The organism is Nocardioides sp. Root151 (assembly GCF_001427925.1).
GTDB lineage: Bacteria > Actinomycetota > Actinomycetes > Propionibacteriales > Nocardioidaceae > Nocardioides.
The window spans coordinates 125,128-139,495 of sequence record NZ_LMGG01000008.1 but is presented as its reverse complement, the minus strand read 5'-3'; the positions used below and the strand labels follow the sequence as shown (position 1 = coordinate 139,495).

General features: G+C 69.3%; 16 protein-coding genes. 8 read left to right on the top strand and 8 right to left on the bottom strand.

Annotation, left to right across the window (positions count from 1 at the left end):
- Positions 1–72 precede the first annotated feature (72 nt).
- The gene (locus ASD66_RS23470) at positions 73–1,047 is read right to left on the bottom strand and encodes an EamA family transporter (RefSeq protein WP_056892436.1); all 975 of its coding nucleotides are present in this window, start codon (positions 1,045–1,047) and stop codon (positions 73–75) included.
- A 38-nt stretch (positions 1,048–1,085) separates the two neighbouring features.
- Between ASD66_RS23470 and ASD66_RS23465 the strand changes: the two genes are divergently transcribed.
- From ASD66_RS23465 to ASD66_RS23455, 3 genes are all read left to right on the top strand, one after another.
- The gene (locus ASD66_RS23465) at positions 1,086–1,616 is read left to right on the top strand and encodes a CGNR zinc finger domain-containing protein (RefSeq protein ID WP_056686496.1); all 531 of its coding nucleotides are present in this window, start codon (positions 1,086–1,088) and stop codon (positions 1,614–1,616) included.
- Between the two features lie 78 nt (positions 1,617–1,694).
- The gene (locus tag ASD66_RS23460; RefSeq protein WP_056686796.1) at positions 1,695–2,513 is read left to right on the top strand and encodes a MerR family transcriptional regulator; all 819 of its coding nucleotides are present in this window, start codon (positions 1,695–1,697) and stop codon (positions 2,511–2,513) included.
- 34 nt (positions 2,514–2,547) lie between these two features.
- Positions 2,548–2,898: a VOC family protein gene (locus ASD66_RS23455; protein WP_056892435.1), complete on the top strand. Its 351-nt coding sequence runs from the start codon at positions 2,548–2,550 to the stop codon at positions 2,896–2,898.
- 73 nt (positions 2,899–2,971) lie between these two features.
- On the opposite strand, the gene ASD66_RS23450 is transcribed toward ASD66_RS23455, so the two are convergent.
- Complete coding sequence (locus ASD66_RS23450) at positions 2,972–3,760, bottom strand: alpha/beta fold hydrolase (protein WP_235530238.1); 789 nt, start codon at positions 3,758–3,760, stop codon at positions 2,972–2,974.
- Positions 3,761–4,050: 290 nt separating this feature from the next.
- Here ASD66_RS23450 and ASD66_RS23445 point away from each other — a divergent pair, with 290 nt between their 5' ends.
- Positions 4,051–4,641, top strand: coding sequence for a DinB family protein (locus tag ASD66_RS23445; RefSeq protein ID WP_056892434.1), 591 nt, complete (start codon positions 4,051–4,053; stop codon positions 4,639–4,641).
- Positions 4,642–4,652: 11 nt separating this feature from the next.
- Positions 4,653–5,120, top strand: coding sequence for a VOC family protein (locus ASD66_RS23440; protein WP_056892433.1), 468 nt, complete (start codon positions 4,653–4,655; stop codon positions 5,118–5,120).
- A gap of 80 nt (positions 5,121–5,200) precedes the next feature.
- Here the strand turns inward: ASD66_RS23440 and ASD66_RS23435 are convergent, their stop codons facing one another.
- A complete protein-coding gene (locus ASD66_RS23435; RefSeq protein ID WP_056892432.1) occupies positions 5,201–7,009 on the bottom strand; it encodes a 3-hydroxyacyl-CoA dehydrogenase family protein in 1,809 nt (602 codons plus the stop codon).
- Between the two features lie 96 nt (positions 7,010–7,105).
- Positions 7,106–8,326 (bottom strand): 3-hydroxyacyl-CoA dehydrogenase NAD-binding domain-containing protein, encoded by a 1,221-nt coding sequence (locus ASD66_RS23430; RefSeq protein WP_056892431.1) that lies wholly within the window; start codon positions 8,324–8,326, stop codon positions 7,106–7,108.
- A gap of 95 nt (positions 8,327–8,421) precedes the next feature.
- Between ASD66_RS23430 and nucS the strand changes: the two genes are divergently transcribed.
- Together nucS and ASD66_RS25080 are read left to right on the top strand one after the other, a co-directional pair.
- Positions 8,422–9,111 (top strand): endonuclease NucS, encoded by a 690-nt coding sequence (gene nucS, locus ASD66_RS23425; protein WP_082599701.1) that lies wholly within the window; start codon positions 8,422–8,424, stop codon positions 9,109–9,111.
- A gap of 45 nt (positions 9,112–9,156) precedes the next feature.
- Complete coding sequence (locus ASD66_RS25080; protein ID WP_082599712.1) at positions 9,157–9,705, top strand: DUF952 domain-containing protein; 549 nt, start codon at positions 9,157–9,159, stop codon at positions 9,703–9,705.
- 6 nt (positions 9,706–9,711) lie between these two features.
- Here ASD66_RS25080 and ASD66_RS23415 read toward each other — a convergent pair whose 3' ends face one another.
- From ASD66_RS23415 to ASD66_RS23405, 4 genes are all read right to left on the bottom strand, one after another.
- A complete protein-coding gene (locus ASD66_RS23415) occupies positions 9,712–10,617 on the bottom strand; it encodes an FAD-dependent oxidoreductase (RefSeq protein WP_056892429.1) in 906 nt (301 codons plus the stop codon).
- Positions 10,618–10,685: 68 nt separating this feature from the next.
- Positions 10,686–11,405 (bottom strand): hypothetical protein, encoded by a 720-nt coding sequence (locus tag ASD66_RS23410; RefSeq protein ID WP_156388879.1) that lies wholly within the window; start codon positions 11,403–11,405, stop codon positions 10,686–10,688.
- A gap of 106 nt (positions 11,406–11,511) precedes the next feature.
- Positions 11,512–11,685: a hypothetical protein gene (locus ASD66_RS25075; RefSeq protein WP_200950172.1), complete on the bottom strand. Its 174-nt coding sequence runs from the start codon at positions 11,683–11,685 to the stop codon at positions 11,512–11,514.
- Positions 11,686–11,758: 73 nt separating this feature from the next.
- The gene (locus tag ASD66_RS23405) at positions 11,759–13,771 is read right to left on the bottom strand and encodes a protein meaA (protein WP_056686467.1); all 2,013 of its coding nucleotides are present in this window, start codon (positions 13,769–13,771) and stop codon (positions 11,759–11,761) included.
- Between the two features lie 79 nt (positions 13,772–13,850).
- On the opposite strand from ASD66_RS23405, the gene ASD66_RS24610 reads away from it, so the two are divergent.
- Complete coding sequence (locus tag ASD66_RS24610; RefSeq protein ID WP_156388878.1) at positions 13,851–14,366, top strand: hypothetical protein; 516 nt, start codon at positions 13,851–13,853, stop codon at positions 14,364–14,366.
- Positions 14,367–14,368 lie beyond the last annotated feature (2 nt).

Sequence of the window (14,368 nt, the reverse complement as noted above, 5' to 3'; positions counted from 1 at the left end):
TTCTGATCGACCCGTCGTCAATTCTGATCGACCCGTCGCCAGTTCGCGAACTCGCGACGGGTCAGCGGGAACTCACGACGGGTCGGGGGCCCCGACCTCGATCCCGGCCCGGGGCTCACCCAGCTTCACGATCACGACCCCGGCGAGCACGAACACTCCCCCGGCCAGCTGCAGCCAGCCCGGCAGCTCGTCGAGCAGCAGCCAGGCGAAGAACATCGCGGCGATCACCTCGGTCAGGGCCACGAACGAGGCCAGTCGCGAGCCGAGTCGGCGTCCGGCCGCGATGCCGGTCGTGTAGGCCAGTGCCGCGGTCACGACGCCGAGCAGCACGAGAGGGACCCACCAGGGAACCTGCATGCCGTCGTACGACGCATCGGCGGTCGAGGCGGCCATCGGCACCACGCCGACGAGGCCGGCCAGGCCGAGGCAGGCGGCGCCCACCACGAGACCGCCCGCGCCCAGCACCAGCGGCGGCAGTCCGTTGTCCTCGTCGGCGGAGATCACGAAGTAGGTGGCCGCGCCGATCATCGCACCCAGTGCCCACAGCACGCCGGCCACACTCAGCGACGCACCGGAGACCACGTCGAGCAGCAGCACCAGGCCTCCCGCGGCCACGGCGGCACCGACCAGGGTGAGCGGGCCCGGCGCGTGCCCGTGCCGCAGCCAGAGCCAGACCACGACCGCAACCGGTGCGGTGTACTCGATCAGCAGCGCGACACCGACCTGCATGTGCGCGACCGCGTAGAAGTAGCACAGCTGGCAACCGGCCACGGCCACGACGCCGTACGCCGCCACCAGCAGGCCGTTGCGGCGCACCAGGTGCCAGCGACCGCGTACGGCGAGCAGTGCGGGCACCAGCAGGATCAGCGCACCGATCGACACGCGGACCGTGACCGCCGCGCCTGCGCTCCAGCCGGATTCGAGCAAGCCCTTGGCCAGGGCCCCGGAGAGTCCGAACGACGCCGCCGAGGCCAGCGCGAAGGCGAGACCGGAGCCGAGCCGCGATGACGAGACAGGTGTGAGGACGTCATGAGTCATCGCGGTCATGGCACATGACGCTACGCTCAGGCGTGTAAGGTGTCAACATGGTTTTCGCTCATGACACGGAGGTGTCGCTCCAGGCCGCCGTCGCCCTGGTCAACACCGCCGTCACGCCCGAGACCCTGACCACTGTCGCGGAGGCCGACGCGTTCTGGACGACCTGGGAGTACACCGGCCGCCACGAGCGCACCCGCGCGGAGCTGGACGACATCCGGGCCCTGCGACCGGTGCTGCGCGAGGTGCTGACCAGCGAGCGCGACCGCAGCGCGACGCTGGTCAACGAGCTGCTGGCCGAGGCCGGCGCACTCCCCCAGCTGGTGCGCCACGACGAGTGGGACTGGCACCTGCACGCCATCGCGCCCGACCGGCCGTGGGCGCAACGCATCATGGTGGAGACCGCGATGGCGATGATCGACGTGGTCCGCAGCGACGAGATGTCGCGCCTGGGTGTCTGCGCCGACGACGACTGCGACGGACTGGTGCTCGACCTCTCCCGCAACCGCTCGCGCCGGTTCTGCAGCACCACCTGCGGCAACCGGGCCGCCGTCGCCGCCTACCGGGCCCGCCAGGGCTGAGCCTCCGCGGACCACCGAACGAGCCCTGCCCACAGGAGGCTTGACCCTCCGGTGACCGGAGGGTGTTTGATCGTCGCCATGGCCACCACCGTCACCATCGGGGAGTTCTCCCGACTCACCTACCTCAGCGTGAAGACGCTGCACCACTACCACGAGGTCGGGTTGCTCGAGCCGGCCAGCATCGACGTCGGCAGCGGCTACCGGAGGTACGACCTCGACCAGGTCGGGCAGGCTCATCTGATCCGCCGGCTGCGTGACCTGAACATGCCGGTGGCGCAGGTGCGTGAGGTGGTCTCGGCTCCGAACCAGGAGACCAGCGACGCAGCACTCAAGGCGCACCTCACGCGCATGGAGACAGAGCTCGAACGCACCAGGGACGTCGTCGCCTCCCTGCGGCTGCTGCTCTCCCCCGGCCCGGCGCTCGCGGTGGACTACCGCACCGTGCCCGACCTCCCTGCGCTCGCCGTCTCCGCGATTGTCTCGATCGACGACATCTTCGAGTGGTCGGACGAGACGTTCGGCCGCCTCGCGATGGCTGCGGGGCGGCTCGGCATCGAGGCGAGTGGGCCGGCCGGGGCGACGTACGCCCGCGAGTTCTTCGAGGACGACGCCGGCGAGGTGGTCGCCTTCCTGCCGGTTCCTGCCGCCACCGGTGAGCCGACCGGGGACGCCGCGGTCACCCGCCTGGAGCTCCCCGGTGGCAGGTTCGCCGTCACGGAGCACGTCGGGCTGTTCGATGACTTCGATCGGACGTACGGCGCCCTGGGCAGTCACGTGGCCCGCAACGACGAAGGTCTGCCGGACCCGATCCGGGAGCGCTACCTGGTCGGCTCCGACGAGACAGATCACCCCAGCGAACACCGCACCGAGATCTGCTGGCCACTCCGGTCAGCATGACGCCCATGCTTCACCCGACAACAAGGAGCTCATCATGACCATCACCATGGCCGCCGTGACGTTCGACTGCAGCGACGCCGCTGCCCTCGCGGACTTCTGGTCCGCCCTCATGGAGGTGCCCGTCGACCCCGAGGCGACCGTGGACTACGCCAGCATCGGGATGGGCGGGAGCATCAGCCCGGCCCTCGTCTTCATGAAGGTGCCGGACCGGACGCCGGGCAAGAACGCCGTGCACCTCGACCTGGCTTCCTCCACGTGGACCGCACAGGTCGACCGTGCGGTGGACCTCGGCGCCAAGCGCCTGGGTGAGTTCGACGAGGCCGGGTTCCAGTGGGTGACGCTCGCCGATCCCGAGGGCAACCTGTTCGACATCGCCAAGGGTTGACACTCCGGCCGCGTCGCTGACCGGCGGCGGCGCGGCCGAGAGCGTTGCGGTCGAAGGCGGCGCCTTCGCCGGACTACGCCAACTCGACGAAGCGGGACAGCACCTGCCGGAAGATCTCGGGCTGCTCGGAGTGCACCCAGTGCCCGGCACCCTTGACCGTGACCCGCGACGCGCGCGGGAACCAGCGCAGCATCGCATCGGCGTACTCGTCGGTGACGTACGCCGAATTGGCGCCGGCGACCCACAGCACCCGACCCTCGTACGGCGCCACGTCGCCGAGCCGGTCCTCGGGCCAGCCACCCAGCACGTCGAGCTCACGACCGAGCAGCTCGAGGTTGGGCTGCCAGCGCCAGCCGGTGCCCTCACGTCGGAGGTTCTGCAGAAGGAAGCTGCGCACGGTCGTGCTGGGCGCGGCGACCTCGAGGGCCGCATCAGCGTCGGAGCGCCGCTCAAGGGAGTCGAGGTCCATGCCCTGCATGCCCTCGATGAACACGCCGAACTCGCTGCCGTTCGCGTAGTCCACGGGCGACATGTCGACCACGGCCAGCCGCTCGACCAGCTCGGGGTGGCGCAGCGCCAGCACCATCGCGATCTTGGCGCCCATCGAGTGCCCGACCAACACCACCGGGTCATCGGCCGAGAACAGCTCGGCGAGACGGTCGGCGAACTCGACGTAGTCGAGATGCTCCGTCCAGGCCGAGCGCCCGTGGTTGGGCATGTCGACCAGCGTCACCCGGTGATCGGGGGCCAGCGACTTCGCGACCTGCGTCCAGTTCTTGCCCTGGCCGAAGAGCCCGTGGAAGAACACGACCCGCGACCCGCTCTCGCCCATCTCGGTCAGGTACACGTCGCTCTGCGTCACGGGCACAGGCTACGGTGCGGTCGGCGTACCACGACGGGGTGGGCGCAATTGCCTTGGCAGGGACGGGCCGCTCCGTCATCGTGGGAGTCATGCCTGACACCGCAGCGCAGTGGTGTGCCCGTGTCGCGGCACGCCTGGAGGCCGACGGGCCGCGTCGCCCGCCATGCGGCTGGTCGAGGAAGCCGGCGGCACAGCGACGTCCGTGCCCGATTTCTGAGTCCGCGCAATAGCGGTCAGGAACTGGCCGGAAAGGACGACAGACTGGTGCTCCACCGACGAGAGGACATCCCATGCCCGCCCAGGCTCCCCCTGTCACCGACGAACGCGACGGCCTCCGCGCCTATGTCATCCAGCAACAGGACGCCTATCGCGCCGTCATCTTCGGCCTCACCGACGAGGAGGCCGGTCGTACGCCGACCACCAGCGCACTGAGCGTCGGTGCGTTGGTCAAGCACGCCACGCACAACCAGATCAGCTGGGCGGCCAGCGTGAACGCATCGCCCGGGCCGGTCGTCGACGACCGCCCACAGGAGGAGCAGTACGCCGAGCGCGAGCGCATGATCACCTGGCTCGAGGGCGACACGGTCGACGGGGCATTGAAGGCGTTCGATGACGCGAGTGCCGCGGTCCTCGAGGCGATTGCCGCCGTGGACCTCGATGCCCCGGTTCCGGTGCCGCCCGCACCCTGGAACCCCACCGACATCGCCCACTGGTCGGTGCGCTGGGTCTGGCTCCATTTGATCGAGGAGATGGCCCGGCACGCCGGTCACGCCGACATCATCCGCGAGGCGATCGACGGCGCAACGATGTATGAGCTGGTCGCGGCGCGCGAGGGCTGGACAGAGACGCCGTGGCTCAAGCCGTGGCGCCGGGCCGAGTGAAGGGGCCTGCCATGAGCGATGTTCGAACAGTCCAGATCACCTTCGACTGCGCCGATCCCCAGTCCCTGAGCCAGTTCTGGGCCTCGGCACTGGGCTACGTCAACCCCGGCCCACCCGGTCGCGAGGTGTCGGAGGGCACGGACGTCTTCGAGGCGTGGCACGAGTTCCTGGCCGAGGCCGGCGTACCCGAGAGCGAGTGGAACTCCGCGTCCGCGGCAGAGGACCCCGACGGCAACGGGCCTCGGCTTTTCTTCCAGCGGGTGACCGAGGGGAAGACCGCGAAGAACCGCGTGCACCTCGACGTACGCGCGGCGCCCGGTCTCGGTCCCGAGGAGCGGATGGCCGCACTGGAGGCCGAGTGCGAGCGACTCGTCGCGATGGGCGCCACCCGCGGCAAGCGCTTCGAGCCGTCCCCGCCGATGAGCAACGGCTTCATCGTGATGGCCGATCCCGAAGGCAACGAGTTCTGCCTCGACTGAGACAGTCCCTGACGTTTCGGTCCTCTGGAAGGGCCGAAACGTCAGGGACTATCGCGCGTCAGGGGCCGAAACGTCAGGGACTATCGGGCGGAGTAGTCGCGGAAGCCGCGCTTGGTCTTGCGGCCGAGGTAGCCGGCGGTGACCAGGTGCTCCAGCAGCGGCGCGGGCGCGAAGCCCGGCTCGCGGAACTCGAGGTAGAGCTCCTTCTGGATCGCCAGCGACACGTCGTTGCCGACCACGTCGAGCAGCTCGAACGGGCCCATCGGCAGCGCACAGCCCTGCTTCATGGCCGTGTCGATGTCGTCGGCGGTCGCGTAGTGCGCCTCGAGCATCTTCACCGCGTCGTTGAGGTAGGGGAACAGCAACGCGTTGACGATGAACCCGGCCCGGTCGCCACACGAGACGGCCACCTTGCCGACCTTGTCGCACAGCGCCCGCGTCGACTCGGCCACGTCGTCGGAGGTGGAGACCGTCGTGACGACCTCGACCAGCTTCATGATCGCGGCGGGGTTGAAGAAGTGCATGCCGATGACGTCCTGCGGCCGCGAGGTCACCTTGGCCATCGCGATGATCGGCAGCGACGAGGTGGTGGTGGCCAGGATCGCACCAGGCTTGCAGATCTCGTCGAGGTTCTCGAACAGCGTGGTCTTGATCGCGAGGTCCTCCGCGATCGCCTCGACCACGAGGTCGACGTCGGCCAGGTCGTCGAGGCTCGTGGTGCCGGAGATGCGAGCAAGCGCTGCGGCCTTGTCGTCCTCGGTGGCCCTGCCCCGCTGGATCTGCTTGTCGAAGTTGCGGGTGATCCCCGCGACGACGCCGTCGACCTTCTCCTGGGAGCGGCCGACGTACAGGACGTCGTGTCCGCTCTTCGCGAAGACCTCGACGATGCCGGACGCCATCGTGCCGGTGCCGACCACGCCGACGGTCGTGATGTCGTGGCGCAGCTGGGGCGCGTTGTCGGCCGACGGGGTCCGCTCGTCGGCGACGACCTTGGAGCTGTCGGGACCCTCGTAGGTGTAGAAGCCGCGGCCCGTCTTGCGGCCGAGCAGACCGGCGGTGACCATCTGCTTGAGGATCGGCGCCGGCGCGTGCAGGCGGTCGCGGCCCTGCTTGTACATCGTGTCCAGGATCTCGTACGCCGTGTCGAGGCCGATCAGGTCGAGCAGAGCGAGCGGGCCCATCGGGTAGCCACAGCCGAAGCGCATGGCGGCGTCGATGTCCTCGCGGGAGGCGTACTTGCCCTCGTAGAACGACACCGCGTGGTTGAGGTAGCCGAAGAGCAGCGTGTTGGCGATGAAGCCGGCCTTGTCACCGCAGACGACGGGGTTCTTGCCCACCTGCTCGACCAGCGACTTCGCCCGCTCGAGCACGTCGGCCTCGGTGACGACCGTGCGGATGATCTCGACGAGGTTCTGCACCGGAGCCGGGTTGAAGAAGTGGATGCCGACCACACGGCCGGGACGGCTGTTGGCCGTGGAGATCTCGGTGACCGACAGGGACGAGGTGTTCGTGGCCAGGATCGCGTCGGGCGCGACGATGTCGTCGAGCTGGCGGAAGATCGCCTTCTTGACCTCGAGCGACTCCACGACCGCCTCGACCACGAAGTCGGCGGGCGCCAGGTCGGCCATCGAGGTGCCAAGCGAGATGCGGTCGAGCAGGGCCTTCTGGTCCGTCTCACTGAGCTTGCCGCGCGCCACGGCGCGTCCGGTCGAGTGCTCGAGGTGCTGGCGGCCACGCGCCACCCCCTCGTCGTCCTGGTCGACACCGATGACGGTGAAGCCGTTGCGGGCGAAGACTTCGGCGATGCCGGCACCCATGGTGCCGAGGCCGATCACGCCGACGGTGGAGATCTCGCGAGGGGCAGTGGGCTCAGGCGCTGCGGTCGTCATGCATCGAATGATGGCATGACGTCCGCAGCACCCGATCCGCTCCCACGGATCGGGACAAACCGCCTCTCGGGCGGCCTGACCCGTTGGTTCTCGGAATCAGCTGTAGTCGTGGAAGCCCCGGCCGGCCTTGCGACCGAGGTGACCGTCCGCGACGACCTTCTCGAGTCCGGCGGCCGGCGTGAAGCCCGGCTCCTTGAACTCGGCGTACAGCTCCTGCTGGATCGCCAGCGACACGTCGTTGCCGACCACGTCGAGCAGCGCGAACGGGCCCATCGGGAACCCGGCCTTCTCCTTGATCGCCGCGTCGATCTCCTCGAGGTCGCCGCGACCCTCGTCGATGACCTTGACGGCGTCGTTGAGGTAGGGGAACAGCAGCGCGTTCACGATGAATCCCGCGCGGTCGCCGCACGACACGGCCACCTTGCCGACCTTGGCGGTCAGCGCACGCACGGTCTCGTCGACCTCGGGGCTGGTCAGCTCGGTGGTGACCACCTCGACCAGCTTCATGATCGCGGCCGGGTTGAAGAAGTGCATGCCGATGACGACCTCGGGTCGCCCGGTCACGCCGGCCAGCTCGGTGATCGGCAGCGACGACGTCGTGGTGCTCAGGATCGCGCCCTGCTTGACGATCCGGTCCAGGTCGCGGAAGAGCTCGGTCTTGACGGCCAGGTCCTCGGCGATCGCCTCGACGACCAGGTCGACGTCGGCCAGCGCCTCACGCTGGGTGGCCGCGGTCAGGCGGGCGAGTACGTCGGCCTTGCCGGCCTCGTCGAGCTTGCCGCGCGAGATCGCCTTGTCCAGCGACTTGGTGATCGCCGCGACCACACCGTCGGTCTTCTCGGTCGAACGGCCGACGAACACCACGTCGTAACCGCTCTTGGCGAAGACCTCGACGATGCCCGACGCCATGGTGCCGGTGCCGACCACGCCGACCGTGGTGATCTCGTGGCGCAGCTGCGGCGCGCTGTCGGCGGAGGGAGTCTCGTCGTCGGCGACGACCGCGCCGTCGGCGTACGTGTAGAAGCCGCGACCCGACTCCTTGCCCAGGCGACCCTCGGCGACCAGCTCGTCGAGCAGGTCCGCGGGCTTGTGCAGGTTGTCGCCGGACTCGGCGAACCGGGCGGCGAGCACGTCGCGCACGACACCGAGACCGAGCTCGTCCAGGACGGTCAGCGGGCCGGACGGGTAGCCGCAGCCGAAGCGCATGGCAGCGTCGATGTCCGCGCGGGTGGCGTACGACGTCTCGTACATGCGCACGGCGTGGTTGAGGTACGGGAAGACCAGCTCGCGGAAGGTCTGCTCAGTGGTGTCGGTCATGGCGAAGACTGTAAACGTCGTTCCTACCCATGAGTAGCCGAAGTTCACCCATCGGACCGTAGCGTTCGTCACGCCTGCGGGTAGCCTGCTCTCCCGTGAGACTCGTTGTAGCCCGTTGCCAGGTCGACTACGCCGGCCGACTGACCGCTCATCTGCCGATGGCCACCCGCGTGCTGATGATCAAGGCCGACGGTTCGGTCCTCGTCCACAGCGACGGCGGCTCCTACAAGCCGCTGAACTGGATGTCGCCTCCCTGCACGGTGAAGGAGCTCGTCAACGACGAGGGCCACCTCGAGTGGAACGTCACCAGTCGCAGCACCACCAAGGGCCCGGAGGACACCCTGCGCATCGTGCTCGAGGAGATCCACCACGACTCCGAGCACGACCTCGGCATCGACCCCGGCCTCCAGAAGGACGGCGTCGAGAAGCACCTCCAGGAGCTCCTCGCCGACCACCCGGCCACCCTCTCCCCCGGACTCACGCTGGTACGCCGGGAGTTCCCGACGGCGATCGGCCCGGTCGACCTCATGTGCCGCGACGAGAACGGCGAGTCCGTGGCCGTCGAGATCAAGCGCCGCGGCGACATCGACGGGGTGGAGCAGCTGACCCGCTACCTCGAGCTGCTCAACCGTGACCCGCTGCTCTCCCCCGTGCGCGGCATCTACGCCGCTCAGGAGATCCGGCCGCAGGCCAAGGTGCTGGCCGGCGACCGCGGCATCCACTGCGTGACCGTCGACTACAACGCCCTGCGCGGCCTCGACGACCCCACCGACAGGCTCTTCTGACCCACGTCCGCGAGGTCGGGCACGCGTGCTGACATGATGCGCGCCATGCAGATCTTCCACATCGCCGAGAAGTCGCGCTGGGACGCCGCCAAGCTGGCCGGCTCCTACGCGCAGTCGACGTACGGCCGCACCCTCGAGGACGAGGGCTTCATCCACGCGTCGCGCGAGGACCAGTGGGAGACAGTCCGCGAGCGCTACTACGCCGATGCGCCGGGCCCCCTGGTGCTGCTCACCATCGAGACCGACAAGCTCACCTCGGAATGGCGCGAGGACACGGTCGGCGACACGACGTACCCGCACATCTACGGCCCCCTCAACCCGGCGGCCGTGGTCCACGAGAAGCCGTTGCCGAGGCTGCAGCGGCACGGGACGGCCCGACCGCAGGAGTCCTTCGCGAAGCTCTTCTTCGCCGAGATCATCACGCGGATGTGCGCCGCGGTCCTGGTCATGGCGCTGGCCATCGCCGGCCACTACGCAGCCGTCGGCATCTTCGGCGAGGACCGGGGACTCCTCGGCGTGATCGTCGGTGCGGTGGTGGGCCTCGCCATCGTGGTGCCGCTCCTGCACCGTCGCAACGCCCGCCTGAAGGCCTAGCGACCCTCAGGCGTTGACGAGGTCCGCGACCTCGTCGGCGCATCCCCACGACATCGTGACGCCGGCGCCGCCGTGCCCGTAGCAGTGCACGACGCGCCCGACCCTCTCGACGCGCACCGCGGGCCGCACCGGCCGGAGCCCGACCTTGTGCCGCAGCACCTTGGCGCCCTCGATCTCGGGCATGATCCGCGCCGCACGGGCCAGGATCTCGCGGGCGGTCCCGGGTGACGGCGTCCGGCTCCAGTCCCCCTCGTCGGACGTGCCGCCGATGACGACGTCGCGCGAGCGGGGTACGACGTACGTCGGCCCGTCGTCGTCGATGGCCCACCGGTCGATGCCCCGTTGCTCGACCACCACGACCTGGCCGCGCACCGGCACGACGGACTTGTCCGAGGCCAGGTGGCGCGCGCCGAGTCCGGCGCAGTTGACCACGAGGTCGCCACCGGTCGGCAGCGCCTGCAGGTTCATCCTGGTGATCGTGCCGCCGAGCTCCTCGACGCGCTCGGCCAGCCAGCGCAGGTAGAGGGGCATCTCCACGACCGGCGTGGTGAACGTCCAGCCGTCGACGAAGCCGGGCGGGAGCGAGGTCTCACGGTCGAGCGAGGGCACTGCCGCGCGCCACCACGGCTCTGCCTTGCGGGTGGTGAACACCTCAGTGCCGGTGACCATGCGGACCCCGGTCGCGCGGTCGCCGGCCAGGCCGACGAACTCGGCGTACGACGCCCCCGACCAGGCCGTCACCCGGTCCTGCGGCAGCGCCCGGTAGGGATACCAGATGGCCGCGGCGACCGAGCTCGTCGTCTCCAGGGGCAGGTCCCTGGCCAGTACGTCGACCCGGTGGCCGGCCTCGAGCAGCCTGATGGCGCAGGTGAGCCCGACGACTCCCGCCCCGACCACGTTCACGCGTGCCATGGGGAGAGTCTGCCGTAGACCCGCAAGGGTTGTCGGTGAACTCTCCCCACGGGCGCGTGGTGCGGGGCTCAGCGGTTGAAGCGGGGCAGGTAGCGCACGTGCCACCCGCCCACGCGGGACGCCGCGGCGTCGCTGAGGACGACCTGCTTGCGCGCCGAGATGACCCACTTGCCGTTGCGGTAGGCGTAGGTCTCCGCCTGACCGCCCCAGCGGTTCCCATTGCCCCGCGTGACGCCGGTGTGCACGAGACGGATCTCGCCGTTCGCGTTGCGCGTCCGCCGCACGCCCTCCTGGACCATCACCGTGCTGTCGACGGTCCACTGGGGACGAATCGGAGACCGCTCCAGGACGAGGCGCCCGTTGCGCCAGGTGACGATCGAGTGCCACGCGGTGTGCGCACCCACCCCGGTGAGGATGCTGATCTCCGACCCCTTGACCGGGTCGATCGGCGCGTCACCGTGGTAGACGCACGGGTTGCCCCACGAGGTGTAGAGGTCCTTGGTGCCCGCCACCCGCGTCCCCATGGTCACGCGCACGGAGCACACGTTGGCCGACTTCCTGCGGATCGAGATGCCGTCGATCGTGCCGTCACCGTCGACGTCGCTCGCCGTCGACATCAGGCGCCACTTCGAGGTGCCGGCGTACGGGTTGACCACCTGGGCGTCGACACTGACCTTGGCCGACGCTGCGGTGCGCACCGCCGTCGGTGCCGAGGCATGTGCCGGCGACTGGGCCAGCACGGTGCCCATGGTCGCGGTCAGGGCCAGGGTCATCAGAGACTTCTTCACGAGGTTCCCCCATCGCTGCGGGTCCGCTGTTCGGACCATCACTTGAGGAGACGCACTCGATCCCGGATTGGTTCGCGCCAATCTCGCGGAGCGGACCCGGGAGGGGTCAGGCGGCCTTGGCGAGCTTATTCGCGGTCTTCTTGTCGACCTTGACCAGCTTGCGCTTCTTCACGGTGTAGCCCGAGGGAAGCGTGCCTTCCTTGAGCATGCGCAGCGGGCAGCGCTTGCAGCGGTCCTTGGACACGCAGCACTTGCTCTTCGGCTTCTTGGACTTGCCCACCCGAGGATCGTACCAAGCGCGCTTAGGCGTGCCTTACCTTCTGTGACGTACGCCGCACGCCCGGCCCGACGACCTACAGCCCGTTGGCCCGCCGGATCACGTCGACGATGCCGCCCATGATCTCGGTGAGCCCGAAGTCCTTGGGGGTGTAGACCGCGGCGACACCGCTGGCCACCAGCGCCTTGCCGTCGGACTCGGGGATGATGCCGCCGACGATCACCGGGACGTCGCCCATGCCGGCCTCCTCGAGGCCCTTCAGCACGGCCGGCACCAGCTCCATGTGCGAGCCGGAGAGGATCGAGAGCCCGACGCAGTGCACGTCCTCGGCCACCGCAGCGGCGACGATCTGCTCGGGCGTCAGGCGGATGCCCTGGTAGATGACCTCGAACCCGGCGTCACGGGCGCGGACGGCGACCTGCTCGGCACCGTTGGAGTGACCGTCGAGGCCCGGCTTGCCGACCAGCAGGCGCAGCCGTCCGCCGAGCTCCTCGCCGGTGGCGGTGACCTTCTCGCGCACGGCGGTCAGCTCGGCGCCGGCCTCGGCCACACCGACTGCACCGGAGACACCGGTGGGGGCCCGGAACTCGCCGAAGACCTCGCGCAGGGTGCCGGCCCACTCGCCGGTGGTCGCGCCGGCACGGGCGGCGACCAGGGTCGCCTCCATCAGGTTCCCGGTGCCCTTGGCAGCCTCGGCCAGGTCGGCCAGCGCCTTGGTCACGGCAGCGTCGTCACGCTCGGACTTCCAGGCCTCGACGGAGGCCTTGGCGGCCTCCTCGGCCTTGGGGTCGGCCGTCATGATCGCGTCGTCCAGGTTGGCGGTCAGCGGCGAAGGCTCGGTGGTCTCGAAGCTGTTGACGCCGACGATCTTCTCCTCGCCGGACTCGATGCGGCCACGGCGGGCGGCGTGTGCCGAGACCAGTTCGGACTTCATGTAGCCCGACTCGACCGCGGCGATCGCACCGCCGAGGGCCTGCACGCGGTCCATCTCGGCCTTGGCGCCGGCGACGAGCTCGTCGACCTTCGCCGCGATGACGTGGGATCCGTCGAAGATGTCTTCGTACTCGAGCAGGTCGGACTCGAAGGCCAGCACCTGCTGCAGGCGCAGCGACCACTGCTGGTCCCACGGACGCGGCAGGCCGAGGGCCTCGTTCCAGGCCGGCAGCTGTACGGCGCGGGCACGGGCGTTCTTCGACAGCGTCACGCCGAGCATCTCGAGCACGATGCGCTGGACGTTGTTCTCCGGCTGGGCCTCGGTCAGGCCGAGCGAGTTGACCTGGACGCCGTACCGGAAGCGGCGCATCTTCGGGTCGCTCACCCCATAGCGCTCACGGGTGATCTCGTCCCAGAGCTGCACGAAGGCCCGCATCTTGCAGGTCTCCTCGACGAAGCGGACGCCCGCGTTGACGAAGAACGAGATGCGGCCGACGACCTTCTCGAAGTCCTCCTCGGAGACCTGGCCCGCGGCCTTGACCGCGTCGAGGACCGCGATGGCGGTGCCGAGCGCGTAGGCGAGCTCCTGGGTCGGCGTGGCACCGGCCTCCTGCAGGTGGTAGCTGCAGATGTTGATCGGGTTCCACTTGGGGATGTAGTTGACCGTGTAGGCGATCATGTCGCTGATCAGGCGCAGGGAGTGCTCGGGCGGGAACACGTAGGTCCCGCGGGAGAGGTACTCCTTGATGATGTCGTTCTGCGTGGTGCCGGCGAGCTGCTTGGCGACCTCGGCCGGGTCCAGCGTGGGGTTCTGCTCCTCGGCGGCCACCTGGTACATCGCGAGCAGCCACATGGCCGTCGCGTTGATCGTCATGGAGGTGTTCATCTCCGTGAGCGGGATGTCCTTGAAGAGCTTGCGCATCTCCCCCATGTGCGGGACCGGTACGCCGACCTTGCCGACCTCACCACGCGCCAGGGGCGAGTCGGGGTCGTAGCCGGTCTGCGTGGGCAGGTCGAAGGCCACCGAGAGTCCGGTCTGGCCCTTCGAGAGGTTGTTGCGGTAGAGCGCGTTGGACGCCTCGGCCGTGGAGTGGCCGGCGTAGGTGCGCATCACCCAGGGGCGATCCTTGGCCACGGGCTTCTCTGCAGAGCTCATGGGCTGAGCCTAGAGCGTCCGTTAACTTCCGGTAACCGGTCTCACGTGTGGCAATGACTACACCGGGCAGGATGGGCGCATGCCCGAGAACCAGCCTCGTCCGCCGCATCCCGCTCCCCCGCCCTGGCCGGGAAAGCAGTGGCCGGCGCAGCACCAGGCCCCGCCGTGGCCGCCCTACGCACCGCTTCCGCCGAGGCCGGAGAGCACACTGCGCGCGCCACTCGTCTGGACGGCCGTCTTCAGCTCGCTCGGCGTGATCATGGTGGTCGGCACCTTCGCGTTGATCCTGGTGCTGGTGCTCGGGTTCGTCTACGCCCTGATCGTGGCCGCGAGCGGGGCCGAGAACTGGAGCCTCGGAGGCTTCCTGGGCGATTTCATCAGCAGCGCGTTCGGCCCGACCCTCGTGCTCGTCCTCATCGCCTCCGTGATCGCGTTCGTCCTGTCTGCCGGCGTCCTGGTGCTGCTGCGCCTGAACACGGCCGTACGCCGGTGGGCGCCGGCACTGCAAGGGCTCTGCTCGGCGGCCGTCGTCTACGGCGCGGCAACGTTGCTGCTTGCGATGCTGTCCCTTGCCGGGCAGCTGCTCAGCTCATGAGC

Coding starts and splice junctions, on each gene's coding strand:
- ASD66_RS23455 (WP_056892435.1), top strand. CDS start 2,548: ATGACCATCACCATGGCCGCCGTGACGTTCGACTGCAGCGACGCCGCT.
- ASD66_RS23470 (WP_056892436.1), bottom strand. CDS start 1,047: ATGACCGCGATGACTCATGACGTCCTCACACCTGTCTCGTCATCGCGG.
- ASD66_RS23460 (WP_056686796.1), top strand. CDS start 1,695: ATGGCCACCACCGTCACCATCGGGGAGTTCTCCCGACTCACCTACCTC.
- ASD66_RS23435 (WP_056892432.1), bottom strand. CDS start 7,009: ATGACGACCGCAGCGCCTGAGCCCACTGCCCCTCGCGAGATCTCCACC.
- ASD66_RS23405 (WP_056686467.1), bottom strand. CDS start 13,771: ATGAGCTCTGCAGAGAAGCCCGTGGCCAAGGATCGCCCCTGGGTGATG.
- ASD66_RS23445 (WP_056892434.1), top strand. CDS start 4,051: ATGCCCGCCCAGGCTCCCCCTGTCACCGACGAACGCGACGGCCTCCGC.
- ASD66_RS23440 (WP_056892433.1), top strand. CDS start 4,653: ATGAGCGATGTTCGAACAGTCCAGATCACCTTCGACTGCGCCGATCCC.
- ASD66_RS23415 (WP_056892429.1), bottom strand. CDS start 10,617: ATGGCACGCGTGAACGTGGTCGGGGCGGGAGTCGTCGGGCTCACCTGC.
- ASD66_RS25080 (WP_082599712.1), top strand. CDS start 9,157: ATGCAGATCTTCCACATCGCCGAGAAGTCGCGCTGGGACGCCGCCAAG.
- ASD66_RS23430 (WP_056892431.1), bottom strand. CDS start 8,326: ATGACCGACACCACTGAGCAGACCTTCCGCGAGCTGGTCTTCCCGTAC.
- ASD66_RS23465 (WP_056686496.1), top strand. CDS start 1,086: ATGGTTTTCGCTCATGACACGGAGGTGTCGCTCCAGGCCGCCGTCGCC.
- ASD66_RS24610 (WP_156388878.1), top strand. CDS start 13,851: ATGCCCGAGAACCAGCCTCGTCCGCCGCATCCCGCTCCCCCGCCCTGG.